The organism is Streptomyces sp. NPDC002181 (genome assembly GCF_042890485.1).
GTDB lineage: Bacteria > Actinomycetota > Actinomycetes > Streptomycetales > Streptomycetaceae > Streptomyces.
This window is the reverse complement of record NZ_JBIASC010000022.1, coordinates 44,558-57,040: the sequence shown is the minus strand read 5'-3', so window position 1 is coordinate 57,040 and position 12,483 is coordinate 44,558. Positions and strand designations below refer to the sequence as shown.

Genomic DNA, 12,483 nt, shown 5'->3' with positions numbered 1-12,483 from the left:
CGGTGACGCCGGGGTCAGACGGTGACGCCGGCGTTCCGCAGGAAGGAGACCGGGTTCACGGCCGAGCCGTAGTTCGGGGTGGTCCGGATCTCGAAGTGCAGGTGCGGGCCGCTGGAGTTGCCGGTGTTGCCGGACAGAGCGACCTGCGAACCCTTGGCGACCTTCTGGCCGATCCGGACCTGGATCTTCGAGAGGTGCGCGTACTGCGAGTACGTGTTGTTCGCGTGCTTGATCACGATGGCGTTGCCGTACGCCGGGCCGTCACCGCCGCCGTTCGGGCCGGCCTTGACGACGGTGCCCGCGGAGGCGGCCTTGACCGGGGTGCCCACGGGGCAGGCGAAGTCCTGGCCCGAGTGCTTGTGGGACCACATGGTGCCGCCCTTGCCGAAGGTCGCGGAGAGCGTGTAGCTCCCGACCGGCTTCTGCCAGGCGATGACGGCCTTGGCGGCAGCGGCCTTGGCGGCCTGGGCGTTGGCCTGGGCCGCGACCAGCTCGGCGGTGCCGGTCAGGGCGGTCTCCGGAGCCGTGTCGGCGAAGGCGGCGGTCGTCCCGGCCCCGAGAGCCAGGACGGCACCGAGAGCGGTGGCGCCGACGGCGAGACGGGTACGACGGGTGATGCTGCGCTTCGCGGACATAAGGAGACCTCCGGGCCGGGGACAAGGACGCTTCGGGCAAGAAGCCACCCGGCACGCTGGAGAGCGGATGCCGGGCTTGCCCACCCTTGGTAACCCGTGCCCCGCGGTATCCCCAAACCTCCCGATTACTACCGGGGCTCGTAGGCCTGCGGGGTGTGACGCAGCCGGTTGACCCCGCCACGACTGGCCCGAGACCCCGGCCCGACAGGGGCAAAACGGACATTGATCCTACGAGTCGCCCTAGTAGGTCCGTTTTGCCCTGTGCGGCTTGTCACCGGCTCCGGGACCTCTGCCGCCCCGCGGGGGACCCCGGGCGCCGGCCGGTCCCGGAACCGGAACGCCGCGGGAGCCGGCGCACCCACGGCAAAGGGGCGGCCCCGGAACCGTGTGGTTCCGGGGCCGCCCCTCGGTATGGCTACCGCTCGCGCGCTACGCGCCCTTCGACAGGTCCGGGCCGGAGCCCGTGGCCTCGATCGGGGGGAGGTCCGGCAGCGCCGACTTCTCCTCGCCGCGGAAGGTGAACTTGGCCTCTTCGCCGTCACCCTCCTTGCCGACGACCACGATGTGACCGGGACGCAGCTCGCCGAAGAGGATCTTCTCCGACAGGACGTCCTCGATCTCGCGCTGGATGGTCCGGCGCAGCGGCCGGGCACCCAGGATCGGGTCGTAGCCGCGCTTGGCGAGCAGGAGCTTCGCGTCGCCGCTCAGCTCGATGCCCATGTCGCGGTCCTTCAGGCGCTCGTCGACCTTGGCGATCATCAGGTCGACGATCTGGATGATGTCTTCCTCGGTGAGCTGGTGGAAGACGACCGTGTCGTCGACACGGTTCAGGAACTCGGGCCGGAAGTGCTGCTTGAGCTCCTCGTTGACCTTCGCCTTCATCCGGTCGTAGCCGGTCTTGGTGTCGCCGACAGCGGCGAAACCGAGGTTGAAGCCCTTCGAGATGTCCCGCGTACCCAGGTTGGTCGTCATGATGATGACCGTGTTCTTGAAGTCCACGACCCGGCCCTGGGAGTCGGTCAGGCGACCGTCCTCCAGGATCTGGAGAAGGGAATTGAAGATATCCGGGTGGGCCTTCTCGACCTCGTCGAAGAGGACGACGGAGAACGGCTTGCGGCGCACCTTCTCGGTGAGCTGCCCGCCCTCTTCGTAGCCCACGTAGCCGGGGGGCGAACCGAAGAGGCGCGAGACCGTGTGCTTCTCGCTGAACTCCGACATGTCGAGGGAGATCAGCGCGTCCTCGTCGCCGAAGAGGAATTCGGCGAGCGTCTTGGAGAGCTCGGTCTTACCGACACCGGACGGGCCGGCGAAGATGAACGAGCCACCGGGGCGCTTCGGGTCCTTCAGACCCGCACGGGTACGGCGGATCGCCTGGGAGAGCGCCTTGATGGCGTCCTTCTGGCCGATGACCCGACGGTGGAGCTCGTCTTCCATGCGGAGCAGTCGCGAGGACTCCTCCTCGGTGAGCTTGAAGACGGGAATGCCGGTCGCGGTCGCGAGGACCTCGGCGATGAGCTCGCCGTCGACCTCGGCGACGACGTCCATGTCGCCGGCCTTCCATTCCTTCTCGCGCTTGGCCTTCGCCGCCAGCAGCTGCTTCTCCTTGTCGCGGAGGGAAGCCGCCTTCTCGAAGTCCTGGGAGTCGATGGCCGACTCCTTGTCGCGGCGCACGCCCGCGATCTTCTCGTCGAACTCGCGGAGGTCCGGCGGCGCGGTCATCCGGCGGATGCGCATCCGGGAACCGGCCTCGTCGATCAGGTCGATCGCCTTGTCCGGCAGGAAGCGGTCCGAGATGTACCGGTCGGCCAGCGTCGCCGCCTGGACCAGGGCCTCGTCCGTGATGGAGACGCGGTGGTGGGCCTCGTAGCGGTCGCGCAGGCCCTTGAGGATCTCGATCGTGTGGGGGAGGGAAGGCTCCGCCACCTGGATCGGCTGGAAGCGGCGCTCAAGGGCCGCGTCCTTCTCGAGGTGCTTGCGGTACTCGTCCAGCGTCGTGGCACCGATGGTCTGGAGCTCACCACGGGCCAGCATGGGCTTGAGGATGCTGGCGGCGTCGATCGCGCCCTCGGCGGCGCCCGCACCCACGAGGGTGTGGAGCTCGTCGATGAACAGGATGATGTCGCCGCGGGTGCGGATCTCCTTGAGCACCTTCTTCAGGCGCTCCTCGAAGTCACCGCGGTAGCGGGAACCCGCGACCAGGGCGCCGAGGTCAAGCGTGTAGAGGTGCTTGTCCTTCAGCGTCTCGGGGACCTCGCCCTTGACGATCGCCTGGGCCAGGCCCTCGACGACGGCGGTCTTGCCGACGCCGGGCTCGCCGATGAGGACGGGGTTGTTCTTGGTACGGCGGGACAGGACCTGCATGACCCGCTCGATCTCCTTCTCGCGCCCGATGACCGGGTCGAGCTTGGATTCGCGGGCGGCCTGCGTGAGATTGCGGCCGAACTGGTCCAGGACGAGGGAGGTCGAGGGCGTGCCCTCGGCCGGGCCGCCGGCCGTGGCCGACTCCTTGCCTCCGCCGGAGTAGCCGGAGAGCAGCTGGATGACCTGCTGCCGGACTCGGTTGAGATCGGCGCCCAGCTTCACCAGGACCTGGGCGGCGACGCCCTCGCCCTCGCGAATGAGGCCGAGCAGGATGTGCTCGGTGCCGATGTAGTTGTGGCCGAGCTGGAGGGCCTCTCGGAGCGAAAGCTCCAGGACCTTCTTCGCCCGCGGGGTGAAGGGGATGTGGCCGGACGGGGCCTGCTGCCCCTGACCGATGATCTCCTCAACCTGCTGGCGAACAGCCTCGAGCGAAATCCCGAGGCTCTCCAGGGCCTTAGCGGCGACACCCTCACCCTCGTGGATCAAGCCCAGGAGGATGTGCTCGGTGCCGATGTAGTTGTGGTTGAGCATCCGGGCTTCTTCCTGAGCCAGGACGACAACCCGCCGCGCGCGGTCGGTGAACCTCTCGAACATCGTTTATCGCTCCTCAGAGCGGTCGGGCAGTTCGGGGTCGGTCCCCGCCCTGTCCTTCCGCATGCTAGTCCCGCGGGGCGGGACAGCTCATTCCAACTGCCGACATCCGTCCGCGATCACCCCCACGTCAGTGGGGAAAACCGGCTTCAACAGCCGACAACTGCTCCAACCCGATGGTGCGAGACGATGTTCCCGCAGGCCAGGCAGATACCCGTCACACGTGTACGCCGATGGCGAACGGAAGCCGCTCAAATCAGCGTGTCGCCCCGATCCACTAGGAATGTCTTACCCGTAAGGACTGACACTCCATGCCGGTGGCACCGGTTCCCTCCGCTACGGGCGAACACGATTGCGTCCCGAATGTGGGACTCCACCCCGACGGACGTTTACGTTCCGCATTGAAACCGGCGCGCTGCGTAACCCTGGTGGCGCTCCGGAGTTGCTCCGGTCATGGCCGTCACCGTTCCGCCGCCCCGCGTCGCGCCCGAGGATTCACCCGCGGATCCGCCCCGGGACGCGTACGCGTCCTGGTACGAGGGGGTGCTCGGCTGGCCCCTCGCGGAAGGGTCTCCCCCGCAGCTGGTCACCGGGGTGCGGTTCGACGCGCTGGAGCTGCCGGCCGATGCCGGGGAGCGCCTGCTGCGCGGGCCGGTCGCCACGGGCCCGGTGGCGTTCGCCGGACGCCGGATGAGGTTCCTGGTGGCCCCGGGGAGCGCGGAGGAGCTGGACGGCCTGCTGGAGTGGCTGGAGTGGGGCGGGGTGGCCCTGGACCTCACCGCGCTGGGCTCCGGCGGCCGGATCGCGGCCCCGGTCCCGCCGGGACACCCCGGGGGAAGTCCCCGGGGGGCCGCCGTGTGGTTGCGACCCCCCGAGCAGGGGTGTGAGGCACTGCTGCCGTCCCTGCCCGGTCCGGGGCAGGGTGCCGGTCCCCGGCACGGTGGTGCCGGGCCCGATCTCGTACGCCTGGTCGCGGCGGCGGCGACGGAATGCCACCGGGCGCGCCTGTGGCGGCGTACGCCCCTGAGGGCCCCTTCCCCCGCCGGGCCGCCGACCCCGGGGGAACGAGAGGCCGAGGGTCAGCCCTTGGCGTTCTCGTAGGCCTCGCGAATCTCCTGCGGGACGCGCCCGCGGTCGTTGACGCTCATCCCCTGGGCCTTGGCCCAGGCGCGGATCTCGGCGGTGTCCGGGTTTCCGGACGCCGCGGCCGTACGGGTCTTGGCACGACCGCCGGAGGCGCGGCCACCGGTGCGGCGGGCGCCCTTCACGTAGTCGGCGAGCGCGGAGCGCAGCTTCTCCGCGTTGGCGGTGGTGAGGTCGATCTCGTAGGTCTTGCCATCCAGAGCGAACGTCACGGTCTCGTCCGCCTCGCCACCGTCGAGGTCGTCGACAAGAAGGACCTGAACCTTCTGTGCCACCGGGATTTCCTTTCATCGAAAAGCAGTACGCGGAAAGGAAACCGCTTTTCCCTGGAAAACACAAACCCCCGGGGAGAGGTTCGAGACCGCAACGCGGCGGGAAACGTGCGCGATTCGGACATAGGCCACAGGTGCGTGGAGCACGGGAAAAGCCACCGTGATCGTTCAGAGGTGCAGAAGCATCCGACTGTTGCCCAAGGTGTTCGGCTTCACTCGTTCGAGACCGAGGAACTCGGCGACGCCCTCGTCATAGGAACGCAGGAGCTCCATGTAGACATCCGTCTCGACCGGGGTCTCCCCGATCTCGACGAAGCCGTGCTTGGCGAAGAAGTCCACTTCGAAGGTCAGGCAGAAAACCTTGGCGACCCCGAGGGTCCGCGCGGTGTCCAACAACTGCCGCAGCAGCTGATGCCCGACTCCGGCGCCCTTCAACTCGCGGTCCACCGCGAGAGTGCGGACTTCGGCCAGGTCTTCCCACATGACGTGGAGAGCGCCGCATCCGACGACCTGGCCGTCCCCGCCGCGTTCCGCGACCCAGAACTCCTGGATGTCCTCGTAAAGGACGACGGGCGCTTTGTCGAGGAGGATCCGCTGCTGCACGTACTGGTCGAGGAGACGTCGCAGCGCGGGAACATCGCCGGTGCGGGCACGGCGGATCGTCACTGTTTTTGCGTGTTCAGCGGAAAACTCACCCATGCCCGGACGCTATCGCCCGGGCTCGGCCGGGCGCCCGGCGGAGTCCTCTTCGCCGGGCGGGGGTTCGGCGGCGGGGGCGGTGGGCCGGGCGACGGGGGCTGCGGGCGGCCGGCCTGCGGACTCGGCGGGCGGCTCGGCCGCCGTCCCGTCGTCGTACCCCACGATGCGGAAGGCGTCCCGCAGGGCGTCGCGCTGTTCGGCGGACATCATCCCGAAGAAGGCCACGAGGGCGGCCGCGGGGTTGTCGCTCGTCGACCAGGCTTCGTTCATCAGTGCGGCCGAGTAGGCGGCCCGGGTGGAGACCGCGGTATATCGATAGGCCCGGCCTTCGGCTTCCCGGCGGACCCAGCCCTTCTGATGGAGATTGTCCATAACCGTCATGACCGTGGTGTACGCGATGGACCGTTCCTGCTGGAGGTCTTCCAGAACTTCACGAACAGTGACCGGGCGGTTCCACTGCCACACCCGCGTCATGACCGCGTCTTCGAGTTCTCCCAAGGGGCGAGGCACAACAGCACGATAGTGCGGAATGTGCGGAATTGCCCGGCTATTCGGAACGCAACGCGCCGCGAGAATGCGAGGGCGCGCCGTTACGCGCCGGGGCGCGCGGGAGCGGTACCCGTGCGGGTCGCGCGGGGAAGGCGGGTCGGACTACTTGGCGGGGCCGGTCTGCTGCGCGGCCTCGGCACGCGCGATCACGGCGTCGACGGCCGCGTCTTCCTTGGCCTTGTTGGCGCCGCCCTGGCTCTTCACGATCGTCACGACGAGCGCGATGAAGAAGCCGGCCATCACTACGGGGGGCACGAGCGCGGAAACGTAGTCCATGCCCCCAGCGTAGCTACCCGGCGGCGAGCCCGGCCGCCGGGGGCGGGGTGGGCTTGCGGCGCGGCGGGAACACCTCTCCGGGGGTCGGGATGGGCCGCTCGGACGGGCGTTCGGGGTGCGGCGGGTCCTTGGGGGCCGGCGCGGGCCGGGCGGGCTCCCCCTTGCCGTCCTTGCCGTCCTTGCCGCCCCCGGCCTCCCTGACGCTCCTGGCCTCCCCGCCGTTCCCGGACTCCCCGGTGTCCTTGCCCCCCGACAGGGCCAGCAGCCGGGTCCGGGGCGGCGGGGCCGTGGAGAGCCGCCTGCGCAGGGAGCGCTCGGCGATGACCTGGCAGCGCTCCAGCAGCGCCGCCGCGACCGGGTTGGCCCGCAGGGCGCGCAGGGCGGCCAGATCGTCCGGCGCGGGCTCGTACCCCGCCGCCAGGGCGTCCTGGAGCAGCTCCAGGTAGCCGGAGAGGCTGCCGGGCAGGGCGCCGCGGTAGCGGGCGAGGTCGGCGAGGAGGAACTCTCTGAGCCGCCCCGCCTCCCGGACCGCTTCGTCCACCGACTGCGCGAGGCGCAGACAGTCCTGGACCTCCGGGGTCGTCAGGGGGGCGGGGGCCGTGGAGGACTGGAGGGCGTGGGCGAGCGTGCGCCTGAGCACGTGCAGCTCGGCGGCGCTGAACGCCATGCCGCCGCGGGATCCGTAGGGCGTGGGCATGGGCCGAAGATACGCGCTAATCGGACAAAATCCCCTCAGGGGCATGATTCCGGGCGCGCCGACGGCTACCCGTCCGCCTTGACGGCGTCAAGGAAGTCGGCCCAGGCGGACTGGGTCGTGGCCAGAACCAGGTGCGCCGGGTCGGCCCGGTCGGCCACCCGGACCAGGTGGCCCGGGGCGGCGGAGACGTAGACGCAGTTGTCTCCTTCGCCGCAGTACGTGGACTTCTGCCAGGCGGGGTGAGCGGTCATGGTGTCTCCTCCGGGGGACGGCTCCGTTGCTTTCCCGTGGAGGGAAGGTAACCGGGAGGCGGCGCCGGACCGATGACTTCGGCGGAAATCGGTGCGTCGCTGTTGCACGAACGGGACCATTCGCCCCTCCCCGGCGCCTCGTCCCGTCAGGGATCGAGGCGGGTGACGAAGGCCTTCAGCGCCTCGTGCACGTCCTGCGCGGTCCAGGAGAGGCCCGGAGCGGTGACCGTCAGCTCCGTCACCGAGACGCCCGGCGCCGGCGCCGGCGACCAGCGGCGGAAGAGGACCGTGCCCGTCTCCTCCGCGGTGCGGACAGCCGCCTCCGTCAGCCGGTCCGCCTCGTACGGCAGCCAGACCTGGAACTGGTGCGTGTGCGGGGTCTGCGGGTTGATCCGGAACCACGGGACCGGGCCGCCGGCCAGCGCCTCGGCCAGCGCCGAGGCCACCGTGCGCGCCTGGGCCACGTACGAGGGCAGGCGCGGCAGCTCCCGCTCCAGCCCGTCCAGCGCGGAGAGGGCCTGCGGGAACTGGCGGAAGACCTGGCCCCCGTACCGGTGGCGCCAGACCCGAGCCTCCGCGATCAGGGAGGCGGAGCCCGCCAGGGCGGCGCCGCTGAGGCCGCCGAGCGACTTGTAGAACGAGACGTACACGGAGTCCGCGAGCCCCGCGATCTCCTCCAGCGGCCGCCCGAAGTGCACCGTCGACTCCCACAGCCGGGCCCCGTCGAAGTGGACCACCGCGTCCCGTTCGCGGGCCGCGCCGACCAGCTCCTCCAGCTCCTCCCAGGCCGGCAGCAGGAAGCCCGCCTCGCGTAGCGGGAGCTCCAGCATCAGCGTGCCGAAGGGCTCCGCCAGGTCCGCGACCTCCTCCGCCGAGGGCTGGCGCGGCTCCTTCGTCGGGTGCACCGTGCGCAGGCCCGAGACCACCGACAGCGCCCCGCCCTCCCACAGCTCCGGATGGCTCGCCGGGTGCAGGGCGACCACCGGGTTCCCGGTCCGTCCCGCCCAGCAGCGCAGCGCGATCTGCTGGGCCATCGTCCCCGAGGGGAAGTACGCGGCGTCCTCCGTCCCCAGCAGCTCCGCCACCCGCTGTTCGAGCCGGGTCACCACCCCGTCCCCGTACACGTCGGCCGGCTCGTCGGGGTCCGGCGCGGCCAGCCCCGCCAGCAGCTCCCCCACCGTCGCCTCGCGCAGGCCGTGCGAGAGCGTCCGCTCCGCCGTACGCCCCGCCGCCACCAGCCGCTTCGCCAGATCCTCGTCATCGGTCATGCCCCGATCATCGCCGACCGGTCAACACGCCCAGGGGCTAGCATGGCGGCGTATCGTCCGGTACCCCCCGCGGACTGGAACGGAAGGCCTTCCCCGCGTGAACTCATCCCAGCAACCGCGCCCCGCCCGGCTCACCGTCGGCGTCGTCGGCGCAGGCCGGGTCGGCCCCGCGCTGGCCCGTGCGCTCCAGCAGGCCGGACACCGGCCGGTCGCCGTCTCCGGCGTCTCCGACGCCTCCCGCCGGCGTGCCGCGCGGATGCTGCCCGACGTGCCGCTCGTACCGCCCGCCCAGGTGCTGGAGCTGGCCGACCTGGTGCTGCTGACCGTCCCCGACGACGCGCTGCCGGCCCTCGTCGAGGGGCTCGCCGAGACCGGCGCGATCCGGCCCGGCCAGCTGCTCGTCCACACCTCCGGGCGGTACGGGACCGCCGTCCTGGACCCGGCCCGGCGCGCGGGCGCGCTCCCGCTGGCCCTGCACCCCGCGATGACGTTCACCGGCACCGAGGTGGACGTGCAGCGCCTGGCCGGCTGCTCGTTCGGCGTCACGGCCCCCGAGGAGCTGCGGCTCGCGGCCGAGGCCCTGGTGATCGAGATGGGCGGGGAGCCCGAGTGGATCGCGGAGGAGAACCGCCCGCTCTACCACGCGGCCCTCGCCCTCGGCGCGAACCACCTGGTCACCCTGGTCGCCCAGGCCATGGAGCTGCTGCACAAGGCCGGGGTCGAGCACCCCGACCGGATGCTCGGCCCGCTGCTCGGCGCCGCCCTCGACAACGCCCTGCGCTCGGGCGACGCCGCCCTGACCGGCCCGGTGGCCCGCGGCGACGCCGGTACGGTCGCCGCACACGTCGCGGAGCTGCGCAAGCACGCGCCCGCCTCGGTCGCCGGGTACCTGGCGATGGCCCGCACCACCGCCGACCGGGCCCTCGCCCACGGCCTCCTCAAGCCCGAACTCGCCGAGGACCTCCTGGGCGTGCTCGCCGATCCCGAGGGTGGGGACCAGTGACCGGCCTGCTGCTGATCGACACCGCCGAGGAGCTGCACAAGCTCCCGCGCACCGCCGGGGGCCCGCGCGCCGTCGTCATGACCATGGGCGCCCTCCACGAGGGCCACGCCACCCTCATCCGCTCGGCGCGCGAACGGGCCGGGGAGGCGGGCCAGGTCGTGGTCACCGTCTTCGTGAACCCCCTGCAGTTCGGGGCGAACGAGGACCTCGACCGCTACCCCCGCACCCTCGACGCCGACCTGGAGATCGCCCGCGCGGCCGGCGCCGACGCCGTGTTCGCCCCGGCCGTCGACGAGGTCTACCCCGGCGGCGACCCCCAGGTGCGGGTCAGCGCCGGCCCGATGGGCGAGCGCCTCGAAGGGGCCACCCGGCCCGGCCACTTCGACGGCATGCTGACCGTCGTCGCCAAGCTGCTCCACCTCACCCGCCCCGACCTGGCCCTCTTCGGCCAGAAGGACGCGCAGCAACTGGCCCTGATCCGGCGGATGGTGACCGACCTGAACTTCCCGGTCGAGGTGGTCGGCGTGACGACCGTCCGCGAGGAGGACGGGCTCGCGCTGTCCTCGCGCAACCGGTACCTGTCGCCCCAGGAGCGGCGCACCGCCCTGGCCCTGTCCCGTGCCCTGTTCGCCGGGCAGGACCGGCTCGCCGCGCAGGCCGCGCTGCGCGCCCGCGCCGAGGCCTCCCCGGCCAGCGACGAGCGGGCCACCGCCCTGGCCCGGCTCGGCGAGATCCGCTGCGCCGCCGACGCGCACGCCGTGTCCGCCGCGGGCACCGGGCTGCCGGACGCCGTACGGGCCGCCGCCCGGCACGTCCTGGAGGAGGCGGGCCGGCACGATCCGCCGCTGCTGCTGGACTACCTGGCGCTGGTGGATCCGCAGGACTTCACCGACGTCCGCCCGGACTTCACCGGGCAGGCCGTCCTGGCCGTCGCCGCCAAGGTGGGGACGACCCGGCTGATCGACAACATCCCATTGGAGTTCGGAGCACACACGTGAGCACCCCAGGCACAGGCACAGGCACCGCCGGTACCGGCATACGGCTGCACGCCAACGCCCCCGGCTGGGCCCTCGACGCCGACGTCGTGGTCGTCGGCTCCGGCGTCGCCGGCCTGACCGCCGCACTGCGCTGCGCCGCCGCGGGCCGCCGTACGGTCGTGGTCACCAAGGCCCGCCTCGACGACGGCTCCACGCGCTGGGCGCAGGGCGGGATCGCCGCGGCCCTCGGCGAGGGCGACACCCCCGAGCAGCACCTGGACGACACGCTGGTCGCGGGCGCCGGGCTGTGCGACGAGGCCGCCGTACGGCTCCTGGTGACCGAGGGGCCGGACGCCGTGCGCCGGCTCATGGCCACCGGCGCCGTCTTCGACACCTCGGAAGAGACCGGCGAGATAGAGCTGACCCGCGAGGGCGGCCACCACCGCCGCCGGATCGCGCACGCGGGTGGCGACGCCACCGGCGCGGAGATCTCCCGCGCGCTGGTCGAAGCCGTCCAGCGGGCGGGCATCCGTACGGTCGAGAACGCGCTCGTACTGGACCTGCTCCAGGACGCCGAGGGCCGCACGGCCGGGGTCACCCTGCACGTCATGGGCGAGGGCCAGCACGACGGCGTCGGCGCGGTCCACGCGCCCGCCGTGATCCTGGCGACCGGCGGCATGGGCCAGGTCTTCTCGGCCACCACCAACCCGTCGGTGTCCACCGGCGACGGGGTCGCGCTCGCGCTGCGCGCCGGGGCCGAGGTCTCCGACCTGGAGTTCGTCCAGTTCCACCCCACCGTGCTCTTCCTCGGCCCGGACGCCGAGGGCCAGCAGCCGCTGGTCTCGGAGGCGGTCCGCGGCGAGGGCGCGTACCTCGTCGACGCCGACGGGGTGCGCTTCATGCAGGGGCAGCACGAGCTCGCCGAGCTGGCCCCGCGCGACATCGTCGCCAAGGGCATCATGCGCCGCATGCAGGAGCAGGGCGCGCAGCACATGTACCTGGACGCCCGGCACTTCGGCGCGCGGATGTGGGAGCAGCGCTTCCCGACCATCCTGGCCGCCTGCCGCTCCCACGGCATCGACCCGGTGACCGAGCCGATCCCGGTCGCGCCCGCCGCGCACTACGCCTCCGGCGGCGTACGGACCGACCTGCACGGCCGCACCACCGTCCCCGGCCTGTACGCGTGCGGCGAGGTGGCCTGCACCGGCGTGCACGGCGCGAACCGGCTCGCCTCCAACTCCCTGCTGGAGGGGCTGGTCTTCGCCGAGCGGATCGCCGCCGACATCGCGGGCGGCGCGCCCGCCGGCAGCGGACCCGGCATCCCGGTCCCGGCGACCGGCCCGCTCCAGCCCGCCGAGGCACGGTACGAGGTCCAGCGCATCATGACGGACGGCGCGGGCGTGCTCCGCTCCGCCGAGTCCCTGCGCACGGCCGCCGCCGCCCTGGAGGACCTGTACGCGAAGGCCCTCACGGCGCTGGAGACGGACGGCAAGACCGCCGTGCCCGGCGTCGAGACCTGGGAGGCCACGAACCTGCTGTGCGTGGCCCGCGTCCTGGTCGCCGCGGCCCTGCGCCGCGAGGAGACCCGCGGCTGCCACTGGCGCGAGGACCACCCCGACCGCGACGACGCCGCCTGGCGCCGCCACCTCGTCGTCCGGCTGTCCGCCACCGAGAGGCGGGCCCTGGTCGTCACCCCCACCGACTCCGCGGGCTTTCCGTCCGTACAGCACCCCCTGAGCCAGGAGCAGTCATCGTGAGCAC

At 72.0% G+C, this 12,483-nt stretch carries 13 protein-coding genes; 4 read left to right on the top strand and 9 right to left on the bottom strand.

The annotated features are described in order from the left end of the window. Positions 1-14: 14 nt before the first annotated feature. Complete coding sequence (locus ACFYXV_RS33385) at positions 15-635, bottom strand: M23 family metallopeptidase (protein WP_389384968.1); 621 nt, start codon at positions 633-635, stop codon at positions 15-17. Positions 636-1,064: 429 nt separating this feature from the next. Beyond that, positions 1,065-3,590 carry an ATP-dependent Clp protease ATP-binding subunit gene (locus ACFYXV_RS33380; RefSeq protein WP_048478491.1) on the bottom strand — a complete coding sequence of 842 codons (2,526 nt, stop codon included), beginning with the start codon at positions 3,588-3,590 and terminating at the stop codon, positions 1,065-1,067. A gap of 450 nt (positions 3,591-4,040) precedes the next feature. Here ACFYXV_RS33380 and ACFYXV_RS33375 point away from each other — a divergent pair, with 450 nt between their 5' ends. Next, positions 4,041-4,688 (top strand): SCO3374 family protein, encoded by a 648-nt coding sequence (locus ACFYXV_RS33375; protein ID WP_385472573.1) that lies wholly within the window; start codon positions 4,041-4,043, stop codon positions 4,686-4,688. Here ACFYXV_RS33375 and ACFYXV_RS33370 read toward each other — a convergent pair. From ACFYXV_RS33370 to ACFYXV_RS33340, 7 genes are all read right to left on the bottom strand, one after another. Next, a complete protein-coding gene (locus tag ACFYXV_RS33370; protein ID WP_383339669.1) occupies positions 4,667-5,005 on the bottom strand; it encodes an Lsr2 family protein in 339 nt (112 codons plus the stop codon). The genes ACFYXV_RS33375 and ACFYXV_RS33370 overlap by 22 nt on opposite strands. Before the next feature lie 165 nt (positions 5,006-5,170). After that, positions 5,171-5,701 (bottom strand): amino-acid N-acetyltransferase, encoded by a 531-nt coding sequence (locus ACFYXV_RS33365; RefSeq protein WP_385472569.1) that lies wholly within the window; start codon positions 5,699-5,701, stop codon positions 5,171-5,173. Between the two features lie 9 nt (positions 5,702-5,710). Then, entirely contained in the window at positions 5,711-6,211 is a 501-nt protein-coding gene (locus tag ACFYXV_RS33360; protein WP_389384967.1) for a BlaI/MecI/CopY family transcriptional regulator, read from the bottom strand. Between the two features lie 141 nt (positions 6,212-6,352). Further along, positions 6,353-6,526 carry a hypothetical protein gene (locus ACFYXV_RS33355; protein WP_048478149.1) on the bottom strand — a complete coding sequence of 58 codons (174 nt, stop codon included), beginning with the start codon at positions 6,524-6,526 and terminating at the stop codon, positions 6,353-6,355. A gap of 13 nt (positions 6,527-6,539) precedes the next feature. Continuing rightward, positions 6,540-7,223, bottom strand: a complete 684-nt coding sequence (locus ACFYXV_RS33350; protein ID WP_385472563.1) for a hypothetical protein — start codon at positions 7,221-7,223, stop codon at positions 6,540-6,542. A 65-nt stretch (positions 7,224-7,288) separates the two neighbouring features. Next, positions 7,289-7,474, bottom strand: a complete 186-nt coding sequence (locus tag ACFYXV_RS33345) for a DUF397 domain-containing protein (RefSeq protein WP_030158488.1) — start codon at positions 7,472-7,474, stop codon at positions 7,289-7,291. Between the two features lie 146 nt (positions 7,475-7,620). Next, positions 7,621-8,742, bottom strand: coding sequence for a threonine aldolase family protein (locus ACFYXV_RS33340; RefSeq protein ID WP_385472560.1), 1,122 nt, complete (start codon positions 8,740-8,742; stop codon positions 7,621-7,623). A 97-nt stretch (positions 8,743-8,839) separates the two neighbouring features. On the opposite strand from ACFYXV_RS33340, the gene ACFYXV_RS33335 reads away from it, so the two are divergent. From ACFYXV_RS33335 to ACFYXV_RS33325, 3 genes are read left to right on the top strand one after another with little or no spacing between them, the layout of a single operon-like run. Beyond that, a complete protein-coding gene (locus tag ACFYXV_RS33335) occupies positions 8,840-9,745 on the top strand; it encodes a DUF2520 domain-containing protein (protein WP_359179517.1) in 906 nt (301 codons plus the stop codon). After that, positions 9,742-10,743: a pantoate--beta-alanine ligase gene (gene panC, locus ACFYXV_RS33330; RefSeq protein WP_385472555.1), complete on the top strand. Its 1,002-nt coding sequence runs from the start codon at positions 9,742-9,744 to the stop codon at positions 10,741-10,743. The genes ACFYXV_RS33335 and panC overlap by 4 nt, the downstream gene beginning before the upstream one ends. Further along, entirely contained in the window at positions 10,740-12,479 is a 1,740-nt protein-coding gene (locus tag ACFYXV_RS33325; protein WP_383339649.1) for an L-aspartate oxidase, read from the top strand. The genes panC and ACFYXV_RS33325 overlap by 4 nt, the downstream gene beginning before the upstream one ends. Positions 12,480-12,483: the final 4 nt, after the last annotated feature.